Here is a 23822-nt window from a genome sequence, read left to right as displayed (position 1 = left end):
GACGAAGGGGCGTGACGGCATAGACGACGGAGGAGTACGGGAATAATGGATTTGCCGGTTAGCCTTTGGCCTTAAATTCAGGTCGCTTTTTGCGCAAATTTAATTTTTCTCTTGTTTGGCGTTATAGACAATACGCGAGTAATTTAAAATATGGCGGGATAAGTCGGTAAAATAATTCAGTGATAACAGCAGCAAAATATTTTTCTCTTTATATACTGAAAAAAAAGCTGGCAATATATTTTGCTGTGACAAGGCGTGATGAAATTTCGCCGCTGTGAAAAGAAGAATAAGCGTTTTCTTTGCCATCCTGAGGCGAATCGGTTCTATTTTCGCCATCAGCCTGGCCGGTTGGAAGGCATTGTGGTTAATGGGTACAGGGGATAATGGATGTTGTTAAATAAACGAAAAACGCAGAGGCTACTGTGGGGCGTCGGTTGTATTTGGGTTTGTAGCCTGTTTCCTTCGTTTTCAGTGCTGGCAACATCGCCCGAGATGTTATCGGGTCAAGCTAAAAATGCGGGTTCCGTTTCAGTCGAACATAGCCGGGCAGCGTTGCTGTCCGCGCTGCCTAAAGGCGTTTCGCCGCGCTATCTCTCCGAGCTGTCTTCATTATATGCGTTGCAGCATATGCAGCCGATGTGGGCGGATAGTCAGGCCGTGCAGCGGTTTCAACAGCAGCTGGCCGAGCTGGCGATATCCGGCATACAGCCGCAGTTTTCAACATGGGTCACCTGGCTTGCCGACCCACAGCTAACCGGATTTGCGCGTGATGTGGTCTTGTCCGATGCCATGCTGGGCTATCTGCAGTTTATTTCCGGGGTAGAAAACAGTGGGAATAGCTGGCTGTACGGCAATGCGTCTTACCGGTTGCAATCGCCGCCGGCGAGCGCGGTGAGCCAGTGGCAACATGCCGTCAAAGCCGGCGATAGCGCGGTTTATATCGCGTCGCTGACGCCGCGGCATTCTCAGTATGAAAAAATGCATCAGGCGCTGAAGGAGATGCTGGCGGATAATCGCCCCTGGCCGAAGTTAAATCTGTCTGAAAGTTTGCGCCCGGGGCAAGCCAGTTCGGCGCTGCCGGCGTTGCGTGAAATTCTGCAACGTTCGGGGATGCTGACGACCGCCGAGCCCGCCGCGCTTTTCAGTGAAAGAACCACAACGGCGGAACCGGGAATTCAGCAGCCGGACGGTACGCTGGCCGGCGCGGAAGAGATCTATAGCGGTGAATTGGTGGAGGCGGTGAAACGTTTTCAGCACTGGCAGGGGTTGGCCGATGACGGCGTGATTGGCAAACGAACGCGCGATTGGCTGAATGTCTCGCCGCAAATGCGCGCCACGCTGCTGGCGCTCAATATCCAGCGCTTACGCCTGCTGCCGGACAATGTCCATACCGGTATTATGGTCAACATTCCCAACTATTCGCTGATCTATTATCAGGACGGCGCGGAACGGCTGTCGTCCCGGGTGATTGTCGGCCAGCCGCGGCGTAAAACGCCGTTGATGAGCAGTTCGCTCTATAATGTGGTGGTCAATCCGCCGTGGAATGTGCCGACGACGCTGACGCGTCAGGATATTATCCCTAAAGTCATTCGGGATCCCGGCTACCTGCAGCGTCATGGCTACACCGTACTGGCCGGCTGGAGTCAGGACGCGGAGGTGGTCGATCCGATGATGATTGATTGGTCTATGGTATCGCCGGAGCGTTTCCCTTACCGCCTGCGCCAGGCCCCAGGGGTAAATAACTCTTTGGGGCGCTATAAGTTCAACATGCCCAATTCCGAAGCGATCTATCTGCATGATACGCCGAACCATAATTTGTTTCAGCGGGATATTCGGGCGTTAAGCTCCGGCTGTGTTCGCGTCAATAAAGCCTCCGAACTGGCGAATCTGTTATTACAGGATGCCGGTTGGAATAATGCGCGTATCTCTTCCACCCTGGAGCAGGGGAATACCACCTACGTTTCTATTAAACACCGGATTCCGGTAAGCCTGTATTATTTAACGGCATGGGTGGCGGATGATGGTAAGCCGCAGTTCCGCACAGATATTTACAATTATGATGATACGGCAAGGTCGGGAGCCCCGGTTCTGCCCAAGGCCGGGTTATTATTACTGTAAACATTGAGAATTCCGGCGATTAGCGCGGCCGGCTTATAATCGATTAGGCGGGGAATCTCGCGATCCCCCGCAAACCCTGGAATAAAGCGGGTTGACTCATTTTGCACGGGCGGTTAAGGTGCAGAGCCGTGCGTTTTTACACTTCCCTTTATACCGTTCTTTAGTCAGGGTAACCCGCTCTATGGAAGACATTGACAATCATCGCCGTAAATGGCTTGCGCTGGGGGGCGCGGCATTGGGTATTGCGCTGCTTCCCGGTCAGTCATTCGCGACGTTATCTACCCCTCGTCCACGTATTTTAACGCTGAATAATCTGAATACCGGAGAACGCATCAAGACCGAGTTTTTTGATGGCCGGCGTTATAATAAAGATGAATTATCACGGCTGAACCATTTTTTCCGCGATTATCGCGCCAACAAGATAAAGACCATCGATCCGCAACTTTTTGACCAGCTTTATCGCTTGCAGGTGATGCTGGGAACCAACAAGCCGGTACAGCTGATTTCCGGATACCGCGCGTTGGATACCAATAATGAACTGCGGGCTCATCGTAAAGGCGTCGCCAAGCAAAGCTATCACACGAAAGGGCAGGCGATGGATTTTCATATTGAAGGCGTCCAGCTTGCCAACCTGCGTAAGGCGGCGGTAAAAATGCGCGCCGGCGGCGTCGGCTATTATCCGCGCAGTAACTTTGTGCATATCGATACCGGCCCGGTGCGTACCTGGTAGGCCGGTCGGTTCATCGAACATGTCATTATTCAGGTTATCCAGATTGGGTTTGGAGTGGTATGAAGTATCAAATCGTCCCCGTTACGGCATTCAGCCAAAACTGCACGCTATTATGGTGCGAGAAAACCAATGAAGCGGCAATCGTCGATCCAGGCGGCGAAGCGGAAAAAATAAAACAGGCGGTTGCCCGAGCGGGCATTGCCGTTAAGCAGATTCTGCTTACCCACGGGCATTTGGACCACGTAGGCGCGGCGGCCGAGTTGGCCGAATACTATCAGGTTCCGATTCTGGGTCCGCAGGCTGAGGACGCGTTCTGGCTGGACGGCCTGCCGGCGCAGAGCCGCATGTTTGGTTTGGGTGACAGTCAACCGCTCAAGCCTACGCGTTGGTTAAAAGAGGGCGATGAGGTCAAGGTCGGCGAGGTTACGCTGGCCGTGTTCCATTGTCCCGGCCATACGCCCGGACATATCGTCTTTTTCGACGCGGCGTCGCGTCTGGCGCAGGTCGGCGATGTGATCTTCAACGGCGGCGTGGGGCGCAGCGATTTTCCGCAGGGCGATCATCAGGCGCTGATCGCGTCGATTCGCAACAAATTACTGCCGCTGGGGGACGATGTCACCTTTATCCCCGGCCACGGACCGATATCCACGTTTGGTCAGGAGCGGAAAACCAATCCGTTTATCCGCGACGAACCGGCGATTTGGTAATCGCGCGATATATTTCAGTAAATAAAAAAGCCGGCTTATCGCCGGCTTTTGCTTTTATCAATGCTTGTTACAGTACGGCGACGATGGCTTCACACAGCGGAGCCATATTTTCCGGCGTCATGCCGGCTACGTTAATGCGTCCGGAATTGACGGCATAAATGCCGAATTCATCGCGTAACCGCAGAACCTGATCCTTATTCAACCCGCTGAAGGAGAACATACCGTTCTGGTTGGTAATAAAGGAGAAGTCCTGTTTGGCTCCTTTCTCCTGGAGCGTATTAACGAATAGCTGACGCATGCGCTGAATACGTTCGCGCATTGCCGTTAATTCCTGTTCCCAGATGGCTCTCAGCGCGTCATTAGACAGGATGGTGGCGACAACGGCGGCGCCGTGTGACGGCGGGTTGGAGTAGTTGGCGCGAATGACCGCTTTCACCTGGCTGAAAACCTTCTCGGCGGTGGCGGTATCGGCGGCGACCAGCGTACAGGCGCCCACGCGTTCATTATATAAGCCGAAGTTTTTGGAGTAAGAGCTGCAAACGATCAGCTCTTTATGCTTTTCAGCAAAGATACGCAGACCCTGCGCATCTTCTTCCAGCCCGCGGGCAAAGCCTTGGTAGGCGAAATCAAACAGCGGCAGCCAACCTTTCGCCGCGGAGAGTTCGGCCAGTTGCAGCCACTGTTCCGCCGTAGGATCGATGCCGCTTGGGTTATGGCAGCAGCCGTGGAACAGAACGACGTCGCCCGCCTGAGCTGCCTCAAGGCTACTTAATATGCCATCGAAGTCCAGCGCGTGGTTGGCTGCATCGTAGTAGCTATATTCGCAAACTTCCAGGCCCGCGCCGGAGAAGATATTTTTATGGTTTGGCCAGCTTGGATTGCTTACCCAAATACGTTTTGCGCTGGTTTGCTTAGCCAGAAAATCGGCGGCGACGCGTAGGCCGCCGGTACCGCCCGGCGTTTGCGCGGTGCGCGCGCGCTTGTCGGCGATAATGGCGTTTTCTTTGCCAAACAGCAGCGCTTGCGTGCATTGGCCGAACGCCGGCAGACCGTCAATACTCAGATAGTTTTTGCTGGTTTCATTTTCTAATAGAAACTGTTCCGCTTTTTTAACGCTGGTTAATACCGGTGTTTTACCCGTTTCATCTTTATAAACGCCGATTCCCAGATTGATTTTATGCGGACGCTCATCCGCGCGGAAAAGATCGGCCAATCCAAGAATGGGATCGGCGGGTGCGGCAGAGATATTTTCAAACATTGATTATCTATTCCTGTGTTTCATAGCATGCAGAGGGGATAAGCACGAATTCCCAGACTACCGCCAGTTATGCTCTTTGCCAACCGTTTGCTTGAAAGAATTCGGCAAAAAATCAGACGTGCCGGAACAGGAAACGGATAGCGGGACGTTCACGTTGTGGATAGGTAGATTTATGCTTGAATGTAGTTGGAAAGTTACATTTGTGCTAATGTGGGTTTGGGGGCATTTTACGGAGTGATCTTATGAGCCGTCTAACTATCGATATAACCGAGCAACAACACCAAAGTTTGAAGGCACTGGCGGCGTTGCAGGGCAAGACAATCAAGCAATACGCCATAGAACGACTGTTTCCCGGCGATGCGAATGCCGAACGGGCATGGGAAGAGCTTAAAAACCTGCTGGGCGAGCGTATTGGTGACGGTTTGTCTGGAAAGGTTTCAAGCAAAAGCGTCGGTGAAATCCTGAATGATGAATTGTCCGGGGACAATCGTTCTTGAGCCGGAACTATATTCTGACGGATGCGGCGGAAGCCGATATGCGCAGAATCATCCGTTATACGCGCCAACAATGGGGCGATGCGCAGGCGCGTAATTATATCAATAAATTGGAAGATGGCATTACTGGTCTTGCAGCGGGCGATGCCGTGTTCAAAGATATGAGCGAACTCTGACCGACGCTGCGCATGGCTCACTGTGAACATCATTATGTATTCTATTTGCCGCGTGAAAATGAACCCGCCTTGATTGTGGCGATCTTTCATGAGCGCATGGACCTGATGGCAAGGCTGGTGGAAAGGGTGAATAGCTGATACCGAGGGGATATAAAAAAGCAGCGCCGGGGCGCTGCTTTTTCGCTGCAATATGTACGGTCAGACCGTTACACTGTGCGGCCGACAAATTAGAACTGGTATTTCACGCCAACGCCAACAGCGTCTTCGTCGCTAACATCACCGGCTCTGACATAGGCATTGTCGCTGTCAAGCAGGTTGATTTTGTAGTCAACGTAGGTGGAGAAGTTTTTGTTGAACGCGTAGGTTGCGGCGACGCTGACGTATTTATTCACGTCGTCATCACGTCTTGCAGTTCCCGTTGTTTGTTCTTTGCCTTTGCCCTGAACATAAGCCAGAGACGGAGTCAGGCCGAAGTCAAATGTGTACTGGGCAACCGCTTCAAAGATTTGGGTTTTATCCAGGTTTACGCCGCTGGCGAATACATTACCGGTATTAGTATATTCACCGTAAGTTGCGGCCAGGTACAGATTATTGGCGTCATATTTCACACCGGCAGCCCAAGTGTCGGCTTTATCGCCCAGGTCAGCCCCTGCGTTCTGAGTTTGCAGACGTTTTACCGCGGCGTAAGAAGCAACTACGCCCAGACCGATGTCGGATTCATAGCTCAGAGAAGTACCCCAACCGTCGCCATTTTGACCGCGAAGTCTGCTGCTTGACAGAGTATCATCGCTGTCTTTGCTGATAGCCTGCAGGCCGAAGTTCAGACCGTCAACCAGGCCGAAGAAATCTTTATTACGGTAGGTCAGCACGCCGTCTTTACGTCCGGTGATACCATCAGTGTAGCTGTGGTCGCCGCCCCAAACCGGCAGAACGTCGGTGTAAGCAATACCGTCATAACCGATAGCCTGGTTACGACCGTAGTCCAGTGAGCCAAAATCAGCGAATTTCAGACCGGCAAATGCGAAACGAGTTCTGAAAGAGCTACCGCTGCCTTCTGAGGAATCACTGTCTGTTCTAACTTCAGTTTCATAACGACCGTAACCAGTCAGATCGCTGGTGATCTGAGTTTCACCTTTGAAACCGATACGGGCACGGGTCGTATCACCGTTATTGCTGTCATCTTCAGAGAACAGATGACGAGCATCAACACGACCATTCAGATCCAGCTTGTTGCCGTCTTTGTTATAAATTTCCGCTGCGTTTACTGCGCCTGCAGCTAACAGAGCTGGGATTACCACTGCAAGAATATTGCGCTTCATCATTATTACCCTCATTGGTGTTGTGTAGGACACCTGCCACTGCCATAAATAATTCTTGCGGAACTATTCCTGAAAGTTTGGTGTCTTCCTGTGTCTGAACGCAGTTTTCCATTCACAGGCCGGTTAATCTACCTCGAAAATGATACTAACTTCTTAATCGGGTAACAAATGGAAAAAATGTATTTCAAAATGTAAAAAATGGGGAACTTTGTGAGAGATCTCCAAGTTTAAAAAAAAGGACCGAATTTCTCGGTCCCTTTTTTCTACATATTTGTTTTACTTATATTAAATTTTTATTTAGAAACTGGCGTTCCTTGGCGTCCTTGGGAAAGGGATAACATCGCGCACGTTTTGTACACCGGTAACATAGGCAACCAGGCGTTCAAATCCCAAGCCGAAGCCAGAATGCGGAATGGTGCCGTAACGGCGCAGATCGCGATACCACCAGTAGTCTTCCTTATTCAGTCCCATCTCTTCCATACGCTGATCCAGCGTCTCCAAACGCTCTTCACGCTGAGAGCCGCCGATAATCTCACCGATTCCCGGCGCCAGCACGTCCATGGCGGCGACGGTCTTGCCATCGCTGTTCAGGCGCATATAGAACGCTTTGATGTCTTTGGGATAATTCTTCACCACCACCGGCGCTTTGAAATGTTTCTCCGCCAGATAGCGCTCATGTTCGGAAGAGAGATCGACGCCCCAGTAAACCGGGTTTTCAAATGTTTGTCCGCAGTTGAGTAGGATCTCCACCGCGTCGGTGTAATCAACTTGGGCGAAATCAGAGCTGATGAAATTCTCCAGACGGCTAACCGCGTCTTTATCCACGCGCTGGGCAAAAAACGCCATGTCGTCGGCGCGCTCTTCAAGCACGGCTTTGAACACGTATTTCAACAGGCTTTCCGCCAACCCGGCGATATCATCCAGCGAGGCGAAGGCCACTTCCGGCTCGATCATCCAGAATTCCGCCAGATGACGGCTGGTGTTGGAGTTCTCCGCGCGGAAAGTCGGACCAAAGGTGTATACCTTGGAAAGCGCGCAGGCGTAGGTTTCGCCGTTTAACTGGCCTGAAACCGTTAGGAAAGCCTCTTTGCCGAAGAAGTCCTCGCTGAAATCCACTTTTCCCTGTTCGGTGCGCGGCAGATTTTCCAGGTCAAGCGTGGATACTCTGAACATTTCGCCGGCGCCCTCGGTATCGGAGGCGGTGATCAGCGGTGTTGACACCCAGAAGTAACCGTTTTCGTTGAAGAAACGGTGGAGCGCCTGCGCCAGCGTATGGCGGACGCGGGCTACTGCGCCGATAAGGTTGGTGCGCGGACGCAAATGCGCGACCTCACGCAGATATTCGATGCTATGGCGTTTTGCCGCCATCGGATAGGTATCGGGATCGTCTACCCAGCCCACTACGTTTATCGCCGACGCTTGCAGTTCGAAGCTTTGGCCTTCGCCCGGCGAGGCAACCACCTTGCCTGTTACTTCAACGGAACAGCCGGTGGTCAGATGCAGAACATCATCTTGATAATTAGAGAGATTATTATTAACTACCGCCTGTAATGGATTAAAGCAGGAGCCGTCATAAACGGCAACAAAGGAGATACCGGCTTTAGAATCTCTCCGGGTACGCACCCAGCCGCGCACGGTGACTTCGCTGTCAACGGCGACGCGGCCTTGCAGTACGTCGACTACAGGCACTACGCTCATAAAATTCTCTCTTTAATTAATAAGGTTAAATACGTTGCCCCAATCGTTCGTCGGCCGTTTCCGCGGTACGCGCTGAGATTCCCGCCTGCGCGGGAATGACGGCATGCCTGCGCAGAAATCACGCCGCGCCAGGCGAGCGGCGAAGCAACGTTCGCCGGCGACCGTGAATCTTGGGGTTTTGCTATGTTACTTGCCGTTAGGCTGGACACAAGTAGAAATCGCCGGAATGTCATAAGTTTTATCCATTCCGGCGGCGGTGGGTCAAAGATTAAGCGATCGGGAGGGGATGCGCGGCGTTCAACTTAATGCCGATCGTTTAAGTATCGAGATACGCGGGGCGACCACCGGGGTGAGGCGTCCCTACGGGAACCTCCTCCGGTGTTTCCCCTAAAATCGGCTTAAGTGACCAGCATTCCGGCGTTCAACTGGCCTTTCTGACGCGCGGCAGATCGAAAGCCTTGCGTAATTCGGAAACGAAAGCCTTATCCTGACAAATAGTTTTCCCCGGGCTGTCGGAAAGTTTCGCCACGGGTTTGCCGTTGCACTCCACGAGCTTGATGACGATATTCAATGGACTAATGCCTGGAATATCGCACGTCAGCCGCGTTCCTATGCCAAACACCAGATTGATCCGTTGCCAGAAATGGCGATAGATGCTCAGTGATTTTTCGAGATTCAAATTATCGGAGAACACCAGGGTTTTGCTTAACGGATCGATGTTCAGGCGCTGATAGTGCGCGATGGCTTTTTCGCCCCAGGCGATGGGATCGCCGGAGTCATGGCGTAGCCCCTGGTAGGCGTTGGCGAACGGATAATCGAAATCGCGCAGGAAAGCATCCATCGTAATGCAGTCGGTCAGCGCGATGCCTAATTGATCGGGATATTCGTTCAGCCACATCTGTAGGGCGGCGCGCTGGCTGTTGGCGAGCTCCGGGCTGATTTGCTGGTGGGCCTGAAACCACTCATGAGCCTGGGTGCCGACGGGCGTCAATGCCAAGCGCCGGGCCAGGTCATAGTTGCTGGTGCCGATTAAATAGGGAAACTCGGCCTGCAGCGTACTGACGATCGTCTGCTGCACTTCACGAGAGAAGCGGCGGCGAGTGCCGAAATCCATCAGTTTAAAATGGCGGATGTCGACGTCCGCGCTGATGGCGCGGAAGTGCGCCAGCGTTTCATGCAGCCGTTCGATCGCCTGAGCGGGGCCGATCCGAGGAGAACGATTACGGTGAACCACCTCGCTAATCACCGCCAGCAAGGGGACTTCCCATAAAATAACTTCGCGCCACGGTCCGGCGATACGGATATTCAGTTTACCGTGGTGATTTTTAATACTGACCTGCTGCGGATCAAAACGGAATTTACGCAACCAATCGAGATAATCCCGCTTAAAGAAAGGCAGGGAAGAGAGGTAGCGATACTCTTCGTCACTTAATGCAAGGAAACGCATCAGCGCAACCTGCTCGGTTATCTCTTCAGCATAGATTCCTAACAATTCATCACTGCGGCAGCGGAATTCAGCCGCTACGTCGACATCATAATAATGATGATACACCGCCTGTTGCATATGCAGCTTATAGGCATCGGTATCCAGCAATGACGTTAGAATCGGGGAAGTGTGTAATGTCATAATGCGTTACAGCATCCTCGTTAAACGCGCGTCCACTGTCGGGACAATCGGCAAGGTTCGATCAGTATACCCTGCTTAGGTAAATAATACCTCATCACAACATATTGGGATGGCTAAGGCGAGATTCAAACGTGCTCTGACATGATTATTATTCTCATTATTTTATCGTGGTAACATCGACGTAACAGGCATAGACTGAGTCTGTAAAGCTTATGACGAGGTGAAAACTTTATATGAATCAACAGCCACAAGTGAAATATCGCCATGATTACCGTGCGCCGGACTATACCATTACCGACATTGCGCTGGACTTCGACCTGCATGCGGAGAAAACCAGGGTAAAAGCAGTGAGCCGGGTGGTGCGGCAAGGCGAGCCGGGCGCCGCGCTGAAGCTGGACGGAGAAGGTCTGAAGCTGCTGAGTCTGCAGGTCGACGGCTCGTCATGGCCTCATTATCAGGAGCTGGATAATGGGCTACTGCTGACGCAGTTACCCGCGGAGTTCACGCTGAGCATCGAAACGGAAATCAATCCGGCGGCCAATAGCGCGCTTGAAGGGCTGTACCAGTCTGGCGAAGCGCTGTGCACGCAGTGCGAGGCCGAAGGTTTCCGCCATATTACCTATTATCTCGATCGCCCGGATGTGCTGGCCAAATTCACCACCCGTATTCGCGCGGATAAATCCCGCTACCCCTATTTGCTCTCCAACGGCAACCGTATCGCCCAGGGCGATCTGGACGATGGGCGTCACTGGATCGAATGGCAGGATCCTTTCCCGAAGCCCTGTTATCTGTTTGCGCTGGTCGCTGGCGATTTTGACGTATTGCAGGATCGCTTTACCACGCGTTCCGGCCGTGACGTCGCGCTGGAGCTCTACGTCGACCGCGGCAATCTGGATCGCGCCGGTTGGGCCATGACGTCATTGAAAAACGCCATGAAGTGGGATGAGACCCGCTTTGGGTTGGAGTATGACCTCGATATTTACATGATTGTCGCGGTGGACTTCTTCAATATGGGCGCCATGGAAAATAAAGGCTTGAACGTCTTTAACTCCAAATATGTGCTGGCGAAAGCGGAGACCGCGACGGATAAAGATTATCTGAACATCGAAGCGGTGATCGGGCACGAATATTTCCATAACTGGACCGGCAACCGCGTGACCTGTCGCGACTGGTTCCAGCTTAGCCTGAAAGAGGGGCTGACGGTTTTCCGCGATCAGGAATTCAGTTCGGATCTGGGATCGCGCCCGGTGAATCGTATTGATAATGTCCGGGTAATGCGCGGGGCGCAGTTTGCCGAAGACGCCAGCCCGATGTCGCATCCGATACGCCCCGATCAGGTTATAGAAATGAATAACTTCTATACGCTGACCGTGTATGAAAAGGGCGCGGAAGTGATCCGCATGATGCACACCTTATTGGGCGAGGAGAAATTCCAGGCAGGCATGCGCCTTTATTTCCAACGTCATGACGGCAGCGCCGCTACCTGCGACGATTTCGTGCAGGCGATGGAGGATGCTTCCGGCGTGGATCTCTCTCTGTTCCGCCGCTGGTACAGCCAGTCGGGAACGCCGGTGCTGACGGTGCGTGACGACTATGACGCGCAGTCCCAGCAATATACACTGGCGGTCAGCCAAACGACGCCGGTCGGTGCCGATAAGCAGGCGAAACAGCCGCTGCATATTCCGCTGGATATCGAGCTGTACGATCTGCAAGGGCAGGCGATTGCGTTGCAGAGAAACGGCGTCGCGCTGTCTGCGGTTTTAAACGTCACCGAAGCGGAACAAACCTTTATTTTTGATCGGGTGCCGTGTCAGCCGGTTCCTTCTTTATTACGCGAGTTCTCCGCGCCGGTAAAACTGAATTACGCCTGGAGCGACGATCAACTGACGTTTCTAATGCGTCACGCCAGCAACGCGTTCTCGCGTTGGGACGCGGCCCAGAGCCTGCTGGCGAACTATATTCGCCTGAATGTGGCGCGTTACCAGCAGAAACAGTCGCTTTCGCTGCCGATGCATGTGGTCGATGCTTTCCGCGGGATCTTGCTGGACGAGAAGCTGGATCCCATGCTGGCGTCGCAGATCCTGACGCTGCCGAGTGAAAATGAGATCGCCGAACTGTTCGAGGAGATCGATCCCGTCGCCATCGCCGCCGTGCGCGACGGCCTGGTGCGGGCGATGGCGAAAGAGATGGCGGATGAGTGGCTGGCGGTCTATCGCAACAATCGGCTGCCGCGCTATCGCATCGCGCATGAGGATATCGGTAAACGCGCGTTGCGCAATGTTTGCCTCTACTATCTGGCGTTTGGCGATGAGGGGCAGGCCGATAGGCTGGTGGCCGAGCAATATCGCCAGGCTGATAACATGACCGACTCGCTGGCGGCGCTCTCCGCGGCGGTGAGCGCGCAGCTGCCGGCGCGCGATGCGCTGCTGAGCGGCTTCGACGATCGCTGGCACCAGGACGGGTTAGTGATGGATAAATGGTTTGCCCTGCAGGCGACCAGCCCGGCGGCCGACGTGCTTGAGCGGGTGCGGGAGCTTCTACAGCATCGTTCGTTCAGCCTGAATAACCCCAACCGCCTGCGTTCGCTGATCGGCGCTTTCACCGCCTCCAACCCCGCGGCGTTTCATGCGGAGGATGGCAGCGGCTACCGTTTCCTGACGGAGGCGCTGACCGATCTCAATACGCGCAACCCGCAGGTCGCCGCGCGCCTGATCGAGCCGTTAATCCGCCTGAAACGCTATGACGCCAAGCGCCAGGCCCTGATGCGGCAGGCGCTGGAACAGCTGAAAACGCTGGATAATCTGTCCGGCGATCTGTTTGAGAAAATCGGCAAAGCGTTACAGGATTAAAGTCGGCGTTTGACGGCAAAACCTGAAACTCCGTCGTCCCCGCAGTCAGCAGGCGGGGACCTGCTTTTTCAGACGGCACGGCGTTGCCGGAGATCAGCGCCTGCGCGGGGATGGCGGGAAGGCGGCGGGCATGCCGATATTCAGACAATCGTTTTACTTTCCCGCTTGATGGAATTACCATTCCCGCCCAAAGAGTATTCTGACTTTATTTATTTACGATTGGGATCTCAGGAGACGATATGTTCTATCCCGTTATCAGGAAAGCCTTATTTCAGTTCGATCCAGAACGCGCGCACGAACTGACCTTCCAACAATTACGCCGAATTAGCCATACCCCCTTTGAATTTCTCGTCCGTCAGTCTGTTCCCACCAAGCCCGTCACCTGCATGGGATTATCATTTAAAAACCCGCTTGGCTTGGCCGCCGGTCTTGATAAAGACGGCGACTGTATCGATGCGCTGGGCGCCATGGGGTTTGGCTTTATTGAAGTGGGCACCGTCACGCCGCGTCCGCAGCCGGGAAATGATAAGCCGAGGTTGTTCCGTATTGTTGAAGCGGAAGGATTGATTAACCGGATGGGATTTAATAACCAGGGCGTCGATTATCTGGTTGAGAATGTAAAAAAATCACATTTTGGCGGCGTATTAGGGATTAATATCGGTAAAAATAAAGATACGCCGGTCGAGCAGGGTAAAGAAGATTATCTGATCTGTATGGATAAGATCTATGCCCATGCGGGGTATATCGCTATCAATATATCTTCGCCCAATACGCCGGGACTGCGCAATCTGCAATATGGCGAAGCGCTGGACGATCTTTTACTGTCGGTCAAGAATAAACAGGCGGAATTAAATGAGAAATATCAGAAATATGTTCCGGTCGCGGTAAAGATCGCGCCGGATCTTTCTGAGGCGGAATTGATCCAGATAGCGGACAGTTTAGTTCGCCATAATATTGACGGCGTCATCGCCACTAATACCACGCTGGATAGAACCCTGGTTCAGGGATTAAATCATTGCGGGCAGACCGGGGGATTAAGCGGCCGTCCTTTACAGCTGCAGAGTACGGAAATTATCCGCCGCTTATCTCAGGAGTTAGCCGGCCGTCTGCCGATTATCGGCGTCGGCGGCATTGATTCTTTGATTGCCGCGCGCGAAAAAATCGACGCCGGCGCGACGCTGATTCAGATATATTCCGGCTTTATTTTCCGCGGACCGGGTCTGATTAAAGATATCGTTACGCATATTTAATCATTTCGCTGATTCATTTATCTCCGGGGGTTTATTTATTCCCCCGGTTAGTCTATATTTTATCCGTTTTCGTGCATAAATTTATCAACACCTGCCGGGTTTTTATTGCAGCATTTTGCAATCAGCCGTTTCCGATATTGGTGTAATCGACAGTAAGAAACGAAGGGTAGAATAATATGAAATTAAAACCTGACGATAATTGGCGCTGGTACTTTGATTCCGAACACGATCGGCTGATGCTGGATCTTGCCAACGGTATGTTATTCCGTTCCCGCTTTCCGTCTAAAATGCTAACGCCGGATGCTTTTAATGAGTGTGCATTTTGCGTCGAAGACGCGGCGCTGTTTTTTACCTATAATGAAAAATGCCAGCAAATGGCATTAAGCCGAGATCTTCAGGGCGAATTAATATTGAATGCGCTGGTCGCCTGCCGTTTTCTTAAGCCGCTGATGCCCAAAAGCTGGCACTTCGTGCAGCAGCCCTCTGCAAATATGTTTGCGCCGCAAACGGGGGATATCGTTCAGGCGCAGTTGACCGAGAATCATGACAAAGCCTATTTTCTGGTCGCCGAAGCGGGCGATAAGGCCAGCCTGTGTCTGCTGGCTCAGGAACAACTTACGCTTAACGCTAAAAAGATGATTCTCGGGGATGCGATAAAAATCATGCACGACAGGCTGTTGCCCGCCGCCGTCCGGGATGCCGACAGTCAGGGCGCATCGCCTTTTCACTATGCCAAAGTGGTTTAGCCCTTGGCGTCGCAAAGATTACCGCAGGCTGATATCGCTTTGCGGAATACAGCTGCAGGCGAGGATTTCGCCGTTTTTACCGATCGCGTTCTTCTTCAGCGCTGAAACCTGACCGCTGACCAGCGTCAGCTTGCAGCAGCCGCATACCCCGGCGCGGCAGGAATACGGAATTCTTATTCCCTGTTGTTCCAGCTGTTCCAGCAGAATTTGCTGATTGTTTCCCGGCAGGCTTTTCCCCTGATAATCAATGGTTACCGCCTGTTCGCTGCGGCGTGGCGCGGCAACGCGTTCCTCCGTCTCGCCTGCGCCGTAGAGTCTGGGGGGTTTGGTCGCCAGCACCTCCAGCGTATCGCCGACCCGAATAATGCCGGTATTACGGGCTATCAGGTTCTGTCCGAAATCAACATCGCCGTTCTCAGCGGTGCGGAAAGATTGTAATGTCGTCAGCGGTTCAGCCGTGGGGTGCTTTCTGCCGCGTTCAATACTGACCGTGGTCAGTACGCAGCGGCTACAGGGTTTAACCACATCGAAAATCACCTCTCCGATGCGAATGGTCTGCCAGCCGTCTTCCGCAAACGCCTCCGCGCCCGCGATCGCCAGATTAGGGCGAAACTGCTCCAGCTTGATACCCGCCGGACAGCGTTGGCGCAGCGCCTGAAAAGAGGCTTCATTGATCAATAAAAAAGGGTAGCCGTCGGCAAAAGAGAGCGGCACCTCGGGATGTTTTTTTACCCGTCGGGACGGCTCATGACCCACCCAACGCAGCTGCACCTGACGCTTGAAATAGCGGCTCAGCCAATTATTGATGACATCGGGGGCGGTTTGCGCGCTAAAGTGATTGCCCCAGACTTCGGTCGGCTGCGGCGTACTGATGAAGTCCGTAAAGCGGACGCTGGCCGTTTGTCCGTCAGGCGCTGCAATAAACAGGCCGTCCGGCAGCAGCGCCGGGGTAAATAACACCATTTGGGGATACTGGCGAGCGGTAATAAAGGTGCCGTCAGTTTCTGTAATCATAAAAGCGCGATCGTGCGCCAGGCCGCTTGCAGACACCATGGCATGGGACAACTGCAGCCCGCGCATGGATTTTACCGGATGAATATAAAGCCGCGTTACGCCAATCACTACCTGTTCCTTGATGGAGTAAAACGGCAACTTTATGACAAGCGTCGCGGATTAGCTATAATGCGCCTCAATTTTCTTTATTGGTGATATCGACGATATGAATGCTCTGTTTGCCAGCACGGCCCGTGGTTTGGAGGAATTATTAAAAAGTGAGCTTGAAGCGCTGGGCGCTCAGGCCTGTGCCGTGGTGCAAGGCGGAGTGCATTTTCAGGGCGACAATCGCCTGCTGTATCAAAGCCTGCTGTGGAGCCGGCTGGCGTCGCGTATTTTGCTGCCGCTGAACGAATTCAAGGTGCATAGCGATCTGGATTTATATCTGGGCGCGCAGGCGATTGACTGGCCGGCGATTTTCAGCGTGGATAAAACCTTTGCCGTACATTTTACCGGTACCAATGAAGATATCCGCAACAGTCAGTACGGCGCGCTGAAAGTGAAAGATGCGATCGTCGATAGCTTCAGCCGCAAAACGGGGCAGCGTCCCGACGTGGCCAAACAGCGGCCCGATATCCGCATCAATGTTTTTTTACAGCGCGATACCGCCAGCCTGTCCTTGGATCTCAGCGGAGAAGGGTTGCATCAGCGCGGCTATCGCGATCGGGCCGGGCTGGCGCCGTTGAAAGAAAATCTGGCTGCGGCGATCGTCTTGCGTTCGGGATGGCGCAAAGAGACGCCGATGGTCGATCCCATGTGCGGCTCCGGCACCTTGCTGATTGAGGCCGCGATGATCGCCGCCGACTGCGCTCCCGGCCTACATCGCACGCATTGGGGATTTAACGCCTGGCTGCGGCACGATGCGCCGCTGTGGCGCGAAGTGAGCGCGGAAGCGCAGCAGCGCGCCCGTCAGGGATTGCGGGATACCGCCGCCCGTTTCTTCGGTTCGGATAACGATGGCCGAGTGATAGAGATCGCCCGGGCCAATGCCCTTCGCGCCGGCGTCGGCGAATTAATCGCCTTCAGCGTAAAAGATGCCGCGCAGCTGCAAAACCCGCTGCCGCAAGGGCCGCAGGGCGCGATAGTCAGCAACCCGCCGTATGGCGAACGTCTGGAGAGCGAGCCGGCGCTGATTGCGCTGCATAATGTGTTGGGACGCAGGCTGAAAAGCGAGTTCGGCGGCTGGCAGTTGTCGCTGTTCAGCGCCTCGCCGGAACTGCTCGGTTGTCTGCAATTGCGCGCCGAGCGTCAGTTCAAAGCCAAAAACGGCCCGCTGGACTGCGTGCAGAAAAATTACCGGCTGGCGGAGAATCAAGAACCCGGCGCAGGGCGGATGGCGGAGGATTTCGCCAACCGGCTGCGTAAAAACAGGCGAAAACTGGATAAGTGGGCGCGTCAGCAGGGGCTCGAATGCTACCGTCTGTATGATGCCGATCTGCCTGAATACAATGTGGCGGTCGACCGCTACGCCAGTTGGGTGGTGGTGCAAGAGTACGCGCCGCCGAAAACCATCGACGCGCAGAAAGCGCGTCAGCGTTTGTTCGACGTTATCAACGCCACGTTAAGCGTGCTGGAGCTGCCGTCGAATCGCCTGATTCTAAAGACGCGCGAGCGCCAGAAAGGCAAAAGCCAATATGAAAAACTGGCGCAGAAAGGCGAATTTTTTCTGGTGGAAGAGTATAACGCCAGGCTGTGGGTCAATCTGACGGACTATCTGGATACCGGCTTGTTTCTCGATCACCGCATCGCCCGTAAAATGCTGGGCGAAATGAGCCGGGGCAAAGATTTTCTCAATTTGTTCGCCTATACCGGCAGCGCCAGCGTGCACGCCGGTCTGGGCGGAGCGCGCAGCACCACCACCGTGGATATGTCGCGCACCTATCTGGAATGGGCGGAGAAGAACCTGCGCGCCAACGGTTTGACCGGACGCCAACACCGGTTGATCCACGCGGACTGCCTGTCGTGGCTGCATAACGCCAATGAACAGTTTGACGTGATTTTCATCGATCCCCCGACGTTTTCCAACTCCAAACGGATGGAAGACTCGTTCGACGTACAGCGCGATCATCTGGCATTGATGAAAGATCTCAAGCGGTTGTTGCGCCGCGGCGGGACGATCATGTTTTCCAATAACAAACGCGGATTCCGGATGGATATCGCGGGGTTGACGGAGCTGGGCCTGACGGCGCAAGAGATCACCGCGCGCACGCAATCACCGGATTTCGCCCGCAACCGTCAAATTCATAACTGCTGGCTGCTAGCGCATGCCGGCGAGGAAAAGTAATAACGATGTCATTAATCAGCGTATCGGGCGCGTGGCTGTCGTTCAGCGACGCCCCACTGTTGGATAACACAGAACTGCATATCGAAGAAAACGAGCGCGTTTGCCTGGTCGGCCGTAATGGCGCCGGCAAGTCGACGCTGCTGAAGATCTTGGCACGGGAGATCCCGCTTGATGACGGGCGGATCGTCTATGAGCAGGATCTGATCGTCGCCCGCCTGCAGCAGGATCCGCCGCGTGACGTCGATGGCACGGTGTTTGACTTTGTCGCCGAGGGCGTCGCCGCCCAGGCGGATTATCTGAAGGATTATCACGCGACGCTGCGTCTGGTGGAAACCGACCCCAGCGAAAAGCATATGAACCAGCTGGCCAAACTGCAGGAGATCCTTGAACATCAGGGACTATGGCAGTTGGAAAGCCGCATTCATGAAGTGCTGGAGCAGCTGGGGCTGAAAGCCGATGCCCGGCTGGCTTCGCTCTCCGGCGGCTGGCTGCGCAAAGCGGCGCTGGGGCGCGCGCTGGTCAGTTCCCCGCGCGTGCTGCTGCTTGACGAACCGACCAACCACCTGGATATCGAAACCATCGACTGGCTGGAAACATTTCTGAAAACTTTCCAGGGCAGCATCGTGTTTATTTCCCACGACCGTTCTTTTATCAGAAATATGGCGACCCGCATCGTCGATCTGGATCGCGGCAAGCTGGTCTCCTGGCCGGGAAATTACGATAAGTATTTGGCGGGGAAAGAAGAAGCGCTGCGGGTGGAAGAGCTGCAAAATGCGGAGTTCGATCGCAAGCTGGCGCAGGAAGAGGTGTGGATCCGCCAGGGCATTAAGGCTAGGCGCACGCGGAATGAAGGCCGGGTGCGCGCGCTGAAGGCGATGCGCCAGGAACGCTCGCAGCGTCGTGAGGTGATGGGCTCGGCGAAAATGCAGGTGGAAGAGGCCGCGCGCTCCGGAAAAATCGTCTTTGAACTGGAAGAGGTTAATTATCAGGTTGATAATAAGGTATTGACCCGTGATTTCTCCGCGCAGGTACAGCGCGGCGATAAAATTGCGCTGGTCGGACCGAACGGCTGCGGCAAAACCACGCTGTTGAAGCTGATGCTGGGCGAACTGACGCCGACCGGCGGCCGAATTCACTGCGGAACCAAGCTGGAAGTGGCCTATTTCGATCAGCACCGGGCCGAGCTTGATCCCGAACGCACCGTGATGGACAACCTGGCGGAAGGGAAACAGGAAGTGATGGTGAATGGCCGCCCGCGTCATGTGCTCGGCTATTTACAGGATTTTCTGTTTCATCCCAAACGGGCGATGACGCCGGTCAAAGCCCTGTCCGGCGGGGAGCGTAACCGTTTATTGTTGGCCCGGCTGTTCCTGAAACCCAGTAACTTGCTGATTCTTGACGAACCCACCAACGATCTGGATGTGGAAACGCTGGAACTGCTGGAAGAGCTGATCGACAGTTATCAGGGGACGGTGCTGCTGGTAAGCCACGATCGCCAGTTCGTCGATAACTCGGTGACGGAGTGCTGGATCTTTGAGGGCGACGGCCATATCTCCCGCTATGTCGGCGGCTATTACGACGCCCAGAAGCAACGCGCCGAAGCGACGCCATTGCGTACCGCGCCGGTAACGTCGGCGCCAGCGCCTTCTCCTGCCGGCGGCCGGACCGCACAGCCCGCTAAACGCAATGCGGGCAAACTGAGCTATAACCAGCAGCGCGAATTGGATCGGTTGCTGTTGCAAATAGAACAGCTGGAACAACAAATAGATGCGCTGCAGGTACAGATGAGCGATCCCGACTTTTTCAGCCGTCCGCATGAAGAGTCGCAGCAGGCGTTGACCGCGCTGGCCGAGGCTGAAAAAGCGCTGGAGTCCTGTTTTGAACGATGGGAAGCGCTCGAAGCGCAAAAGAACGGTTAATTTGCAATATAAAGATGGCTCGGGCGCGCCGCGTCGGGCCGAAGGAGGCGGCTGACAGTGTGTTCCCACGATCACCATCATCATGATGACTATATGCTGTGTCCGCAATGCGACCTTTTGGTCGAACTGCCGCATTTGGCGTATGGTCAAAAAGCGGTGTGCCCGCGCTGCAAAACGGCGTTAGCCAATAAGCGGACGGAACCCCGGAAACGTCCCGTTGGCTATGCATTCAGCGCGCTCGTTATGCTGCTGTTGGCCAATTTGTTCCCGTTCGTGAATATGCGGGTCGCCGGGATCAGCAGTGAAATCACGCTGGGAAAAATCCCTCAGGTGATGGTGGCGGATGATTATGCCAGCGTCGCGACGCTCTTTATGCTGTTCGTACAGCTTGTTCCCGCCTTTTGTATGGCGACGGTGATTCTGCTCTGTCTGCATGTTGCGCTGCCGCTGCCGTTGAAAAAGATGATGGGGAAAGTGCTATTTCAGCTGAAAAGCTGGGGCATGGCGGAAATTTTTCTGGCCGGCGTGCTGGTCAGTTTCGTCAAGCTGATGGCTTACGGGGATATCGGCATCGGCACCAGTTTTATCCCCTTTGTCCTATTCTGCGTGTTGCAGCTATTGACGTTCCAAAGTCTTGATCGCCGCTGGCTGTGGAATGATATCGCGTCGCCGCCCGCGTTGCCGTCGGCGCCGCGGCCGGGCGTCAGCGGGCTGGCGCAAGGGTTGCGCTCTTGCCCGTGCTGTACGGCGATACTGCCTGCGGGACAATTAGCTTGCCCACGTTGCCATAGCCATGGCCATGCCCGCAGGAAGCACAGTCTGCAGTGGACGGTGGCGCTGTTGCTCACCTCGGTCATGCTTTATATTCCGTCGAATCTGATGCCCATTATGATTACGGAATCGCTGGGGAATGAGGCGGGCTCGACCATTATGGCCGGCGTCATTCTTTTATGGAGTATGGGTTCGTACCCGGTGGCGCTGGTGATCTTTATCGCCAGTATTATGGTGCCGTCGTTGAAAATGCTGGCGTTGGGATGGCTGTGCTGGAGCGCGAACGGGAAGGGAAAACGCGATAGCGAACGTCTGCATGTGATATACGAGGTGGTGGAGTTTGTCGGACGTTGGTCAATGATCGATGTGTTCGTGATCGCCGTACTCTCCTCGCTGGTGCGCATTGGACGGCTGATGGGCGTTTACCCGGCGATCGGCGCGGTGCTGTTCGCCACCGTGGTGATATTGACGATGTTCGCCGCTATGACATTTGATCCCCGTCTGCTGTGGGATCGCCGTGATGATGTTTTTCATAAGGAGTCCTCCGTTGACGAAAGATAAATACGACGTTGCGGAAGTAGAAACGATTAAACGCTGGTCGCCCGTGTGGATCGTGCCGATCGTGACGGTACTGATCGGCGCCTGGATACTGTTTTACCACTTCAGCCATCTGGGGCCGCAGGTTACGCTGGTCACCAGCAACGCCGAGGGTATTGAAGCGGGAAAAACGACGATCAAGAGCCGCAGCGTTGATGTCGGCATTGTGGAAAGCGTCGAGCTGAGCTCCGATCTTCATCAGGTGGAAATCAAGGCGCGTCTGCATGACGAAATGGATAAGCTGCTGAAAGAGGATTCGGCGTTCTGGGTGGTGAAACCGCAGGTGGGGCGCAGCGGAATATCCGGTCTTAATACGCTATTGTCGGGAGCCTATATCGAACTTCAGCCGGGCTCTCATCGCGAGGAGAAGAGAGAGTTCACTTTGCTTGACACGCCTCCTTTGGCTTCTCCCGATGCGAAAGGGATGCGTATTCTGCTTGATAGCGAACAGGCCGGTCAGTTGAATGCCGGCGATCCGGTGCTGTTCCGCGGCTACCGGGTGGGATCCGTTGAAACCAGCGAGTTCGACCCCAAAGAGCGCAGAATGCGGTATCAATTGTTTATTTCCGCGCCATACGACAGCCTGGTGACCACCAATGTTCGTTTCTGGAAAGACAGCGGCGTATCGTTTGATATGTCCGCTCAGGGAATGCGGGTGGAGATGGGATCGCTGGCGACGCTTTTTAGCGGCGGCGTAAGTTTTGATGTGCCGTCCGGCTGGGAGGTGGGGGCGCCTGCCGCGCCCAAGACCGTATATCGGCTGTTTGACGATCAACGCAGTATTCAGGATTCGCTGTATACCGAGTACAAAGAGTATCTGGTGTTCTTCAGCGAATCCATTCGCGGCCTGCAGGCCGGGGCGCCGGTCGAGTTTCGCGGCATCCGTCTGGGGACGGTGGCGACGGCGCCGTTTTTCGCCAAAAGTCTGAAGCAGACGATCGATAATGATTACCGTATTCCGGTATTGATCCGCATTGAGCCCGACCGCTTCGCACACAACTTGGGCGGAAAATTCGACTTTGAAGAGCATTTGAAGCGGGCGAAACCGCTGGGGCTGCGGGCCGCGTTGAAAAGCGCGAATCTCCTGACGGGCGCCCTGTATATCGATCTCGATTTTTATCCGAACGAAAAAGTGGATGAAAAGCTGATGACGATCGATGGTTACCCGGTACTGCCGACGACAAACGGCGGGCTATCCCAGATCCAGCATAAGCTGATGGCGATACTGGATAAAATTAATGGACTGCCGCTGAATCCGATGGTGAATGAGGCGACGCGAACGCTGGCGGAGAGCCAAGCAACGCTGCGGGAGATGCAAAAAACGCTGGCTTCGCTGAATAAGATAACCTCCAGCAAATCCATGCAGGATTTGCCGCAGGATATGCAGAAGACCTTACTTGAGCTGAATCGCAGTATGAAGGGCTTCCAGCCCGGTTCGCCGGCCTACAATAAAATGGTGGCGGATATGCAGCGTCTGGATCAGGTGCTGCGCGAGCTGCAGCCGGTGCTGCGTACCTTAAACGAAAAGAGCAACGCTTTGGTGTTTGAGGCATCGGGCGGCGAGGATCCCCAACCGAAAAAGGCGAAACAATGATGATGAAAGGATGGATGCTGGCGCTGACGCTGTTGCTGAGCGCCTGCGGCGCCAATACGCAAAAAACCTACTATCAGTTACCGGCGATCTCTGATGGGGTTACGCCGGTTGAGAAAACGCTAACCGGACAGCAGCTTTGGCTGGAGCACGTTAGCGTGGCGGATTATCTGGCCAATTCGGGTTTGGTTTATCAAACCAATGATGTGCAATATGTGATAGCCAGTAATAATTTGTGGGCCAGTCCGCTGGATCAACAGCTCCAGCAAGCGCTGGTGGCCAACTTGAGCCGCAGGATGCCGGGATGGGTGGTGACGACGCAGCCGCAGGACAGCGATCAGGCGGTGCTGAATGTGTCGGTGACCGCATTTCACGGCCGCTATGACGGCAAGGCGGTAATCAGCGGCGAGTGGGTGCTGAATCGGCATGGCCGGGTGTTCAAGCAGCCGTTTAATGTCGTGCTGCCGCAGTCCGAAGACGGCTACGATGCGCTGGTGCGCACCCTGTCCCAGGGATGGATGGAGGTTGCCCAATCCATCGCCCGTCAGGTTGCCTCCGCCAATTAATATCCATCCTTAACGGAGTCTCTGAGAGAGGGATCCAGACTCGTCTGCCTCTTTCAGGGACGTTATTTT

The 23822-nt window shown here is 54.3% G+C and carries 19 protein-coding genes; 13 read left to right on the top strand and 6 right to left on the bottom strand.

Features of this window, described 5'->3' with window-relative positions; translation table 11 throughout:
* Positions 1-99: 99 nt before the first annotated feature.
* Positions 100-336, bottom strand: a complete 237-nt coding sequence (locus VSX58_RS04055) for a hypothetical protein (protein WP_327616924.1) — start codon at positions 334-336, stop codon at positions 100-102.
* 51 nt (positions 337-387) lie between these two features.
* Here VSX58_RS04055 and ldtD point away from each other — a divergent pair, with 51 nt between their 5' ends.
* The 3 genes from ldtD to VSX58_RS04040 all read left to right on the top strand — a co-directional run bounded on the left by ldtD (position 388) and on the right by VSX58_RS04040 (position 3555).
* On the top strand, positions 388-2118 hold the full coding sequence (ldtD, locus tag VSX58_RS04050) for a L,D-transpeptidase (RefSeq protein WP_327616923.1): 1731 nt from the start codon (positions 388-390) through the stop codon (positions 2116-2118).
* A 181-nt stretch (positions 2119-2299) separates the two neighbouring features.
* Complete coding sequence (locus VSX58_RS04045) at positions 2300-2848, top strand: YcbK family protein (RefSeq protein WP_327616921.1); 549 nt, start codon at positions 2300-2302, stop codon at positions 2846-2848.
* 59 nt (positions 2849-2907) lie between these two features.
* Positions 2908-3555, top strand: a complete 648-nt coding sequence (locus VSX58_RS04040; RefSeq protein WP_327616920.1) for an MBL fold metallo-hydrolase — start codon at positions 2908-2910, stop codon at positions 3553-3555.
* Positions 3556-3622: 67 nt separating this feature from the next.
* Here the strand turns inward: VSX58_RS04040 and VSX58_RS04035 are convergent, their stop codons facing one another.
* Positions 3623-4813, bottom strand: a complete 1191-nt coding sequence (locus tag VSX58_RS04035) for an amino acid aminotransferase (RefSeq protein ID WP_327616919.1) — start codon at positions 4811-4813, stop codon at positions 3623-3625.
* Between the two features lie 242 nt (positions 4814-5055).
* Here VSX58_RS04035 and VSX58_RS04030 point away from each other — a divergent pair, with 242 nt between their 5' ends.
* Positions 5056-5310, top strand: coding sequence for an antitoxin (locus VSX58_RS04030; protein WP_327616918.1), 255 nt, complete (start codon positions 5056-5058; stop codon positions 5308-5310).
* Entirely contained in the window at positions 5307-5483 is a 177-nt protein-coding gene (locus tag VSX58_RS04025; protein WP_327616917.1) for a type II toxin-antitoxin system RelE/ParE family toxin, read from the top strand. The genes VSX58_RS04030 and VSX58_RS04025 overlap by 4 nt, the downstream gene beginning before the upstream one ends.
* Positions 5484-5710: 227 nt before the next feature.
* Here VSX58_RS04025 and VSX58_RS04020 read toward each other — a convergent pair whose 3' ends face one another.
* The 3 genes from VSX58_RS04020 to pncB all read right to left on the bottom strand — a co-directional run bounded on the left by VSX58_RS04020 (position 5711) and on the right by pncB (position 10127).
* Positions 5711-6805 carry a porin gene (locus tag VSX58_RS04020; protein ID WP_327616915.1) on the bottom strand — a complete coding sequence of 365 codons (1095 nt, stop codon included), beginning with the start codon at positions 6803-6805 and terminating at the stop codon, positions 5711-5713.
* Between the two features lie 294 nt (positions 6806-7099).
* Positions 7100-8500 (bottom strand): asparagine--tRNA ligase, encoded by a 1401-nt coding sequence (gene asnS, locus VSX58_RS04015; RefSeq protein ID WP_327616914.1) that lies wholly within the window; start codon positions 8498-8500, stop codon positions 7100-7102.
* A 421-nt stretch (positions 8501-8921) separates the two neighbouring features.
* Entirely contained in the window at positions 8922-10127 is a 1206-nt protein-coding gene (pncB, locus tag VSX58_RS04010; protein ID WP_327616912.1) for a nicotinate phosphoribosyltransferase, read from the bottom strand.
* 233 nt (positions 10128-10360) lie between these two features.
* Here pncB and pepN point away from each other — a divergent pair, with 233 nt between their 5' ends.
* The 3 genes from pepN to VSX58_RS03995 all read left to right on the top strand — a co-directional run bounded on the left by pepN (position 10361) and on the right by VSX58_RS03995 (position 14972).
* Positions 10361-12976, top strand: coding sequence for an aminopeptidase N (gene pepN / locus VSX58_RS04005; RefSeq protein WP_327616911.1), 2616 nt, complete (start codon positions 10361-10363; stop codon positions 12974-12976).
* Positions 12977-13215: 239 nt separating this feature from the next.
* Positions 13216-14226: a quinone-dependent dihydroorotate dehydrogenase gene (gene pyrD, locus VSX58_RS04000; protein ID WP_327616910.1), complete on the top strand. Its 1011-nt coding sequence runs from the start codon at positions 13216-13218 to the stop codon at positions 14224-14226.
* A gap of 176 nt (positions 14227-14402) precedes the next feature.
* Complete coding sequence (locus VSX58_RS03995; protein ID WP_327616909.1) at positions 14403-14972, top strand: cell division protein ZapC; 570 nt, start codon at positions 14403-14405, stop codon at positions 14970-14972.
* An 18-nt stretch (positions 14973-14990) separates the two neighbouring features.
* On the opposite strand, the gene VSX58_RS03990 is transcribed toward VSX58_RS03995, so the two are convergent.
* A complete protein-coding gene (locus tag VSX58_RS03990; RefSeq protein ID WP_327616908.1) occupies positions 14991-16094 on the bottom strand; it encodes a YcbX family protein in 1104 nt (367 codons plus the stop codon).
* Positions 16095-16191: 97 nt separating this feature from the next.
* Here VSX58_RS03990 and rlmKL point away from each other — a divergent pair, with 97 nt between their 5' ends.
* Genes rlmKL through pqiC form a run of 5 tightly spaced genes read left to right on the top strand, consistent with a single transcriptional unit; the run spans position 16192 to position 23753 of the window.
* Positions 16192-18309: a bifunctional 23S rRNA (guanine(2069)-N(7))-methyltransferase RlmK/23S rRNA (guanine(2445)-N(2))-methyltransferase RlmL gene (gene rlmKL / locus VSX58_RS03985; protein WP_327616907.1), complete on the top strand. Its 2118-nt coding sequence runs from the start codon at positions 16192-16194 to the stop codon at positions 18307-18309.
* Positions 18310-18314: 5 nt separating this feature from the next.
* Positions 18315-20228: an ABC transporter ATP-binding protein gene (locus VSX58_RS03980; RefSeq protein WP_327616906.1), complete on the top strand. Its 1914-nt coding sequence runs from the start codon at positions 18315-18317 to the stop codon at positions 20226-20228.
* A gap of 57 nt (positions 20229-20285) precedes the next feature.
* On the top strand, positions 20286-21560 hold the full coding sequence (gene pqiA / locus VSX58_RS03975) for a membrane integrity-associated transporter subunit PqiA (protein ID WP_327616905.1): 1275 nt from the start codon (positions 20286-20288) through the stop codon (positions 21558-21560).
* Positions 21520-23190 (top strand): intermembrane transport protein PqiB, encoded by a 1671-nt coding sequence (pqiB, locus tag VSX58_RS03970; protein ID WP_407654841.1) that lies wholly within the window; start codon positions 21520-21522, stop codon positions 23188-23190. The genes pqiA and pqiB overlap by 41 nt, the downstream gene beginning before the upstream one ends.
* Positions 23190-23753 (top strand): membrane integrity-associated transporter subunit PqiC, encoded by a 564-nt coding sequence (gene pqiC / locus VSX58_RS03965; RefSeq protein WP_327617063.1) that lies wholly within the window; start codon positions 23190-23192, stop codon positions 23751-23753. Before pqiB ends, pqiC begins: the two co-directional genes overlap by 1 nt.
* Positions 23754-23822 lie beyond the last annotated feature (69 nt).

It is taken from the genome of Brenneria populi, from assembly GCF_036016195.1.
GTDB classification, from domain to species: Bacteria; Pseudomonadota; Gammaproteobacteria; order Enterobacterales; family Enterobacteriaceae; genus Brenneria; species Brenneria populi.
Note: the sequence above shows the minus strand (reverse complement) of the source record. Positions and strands in the feature narration are given on the sequence as shown.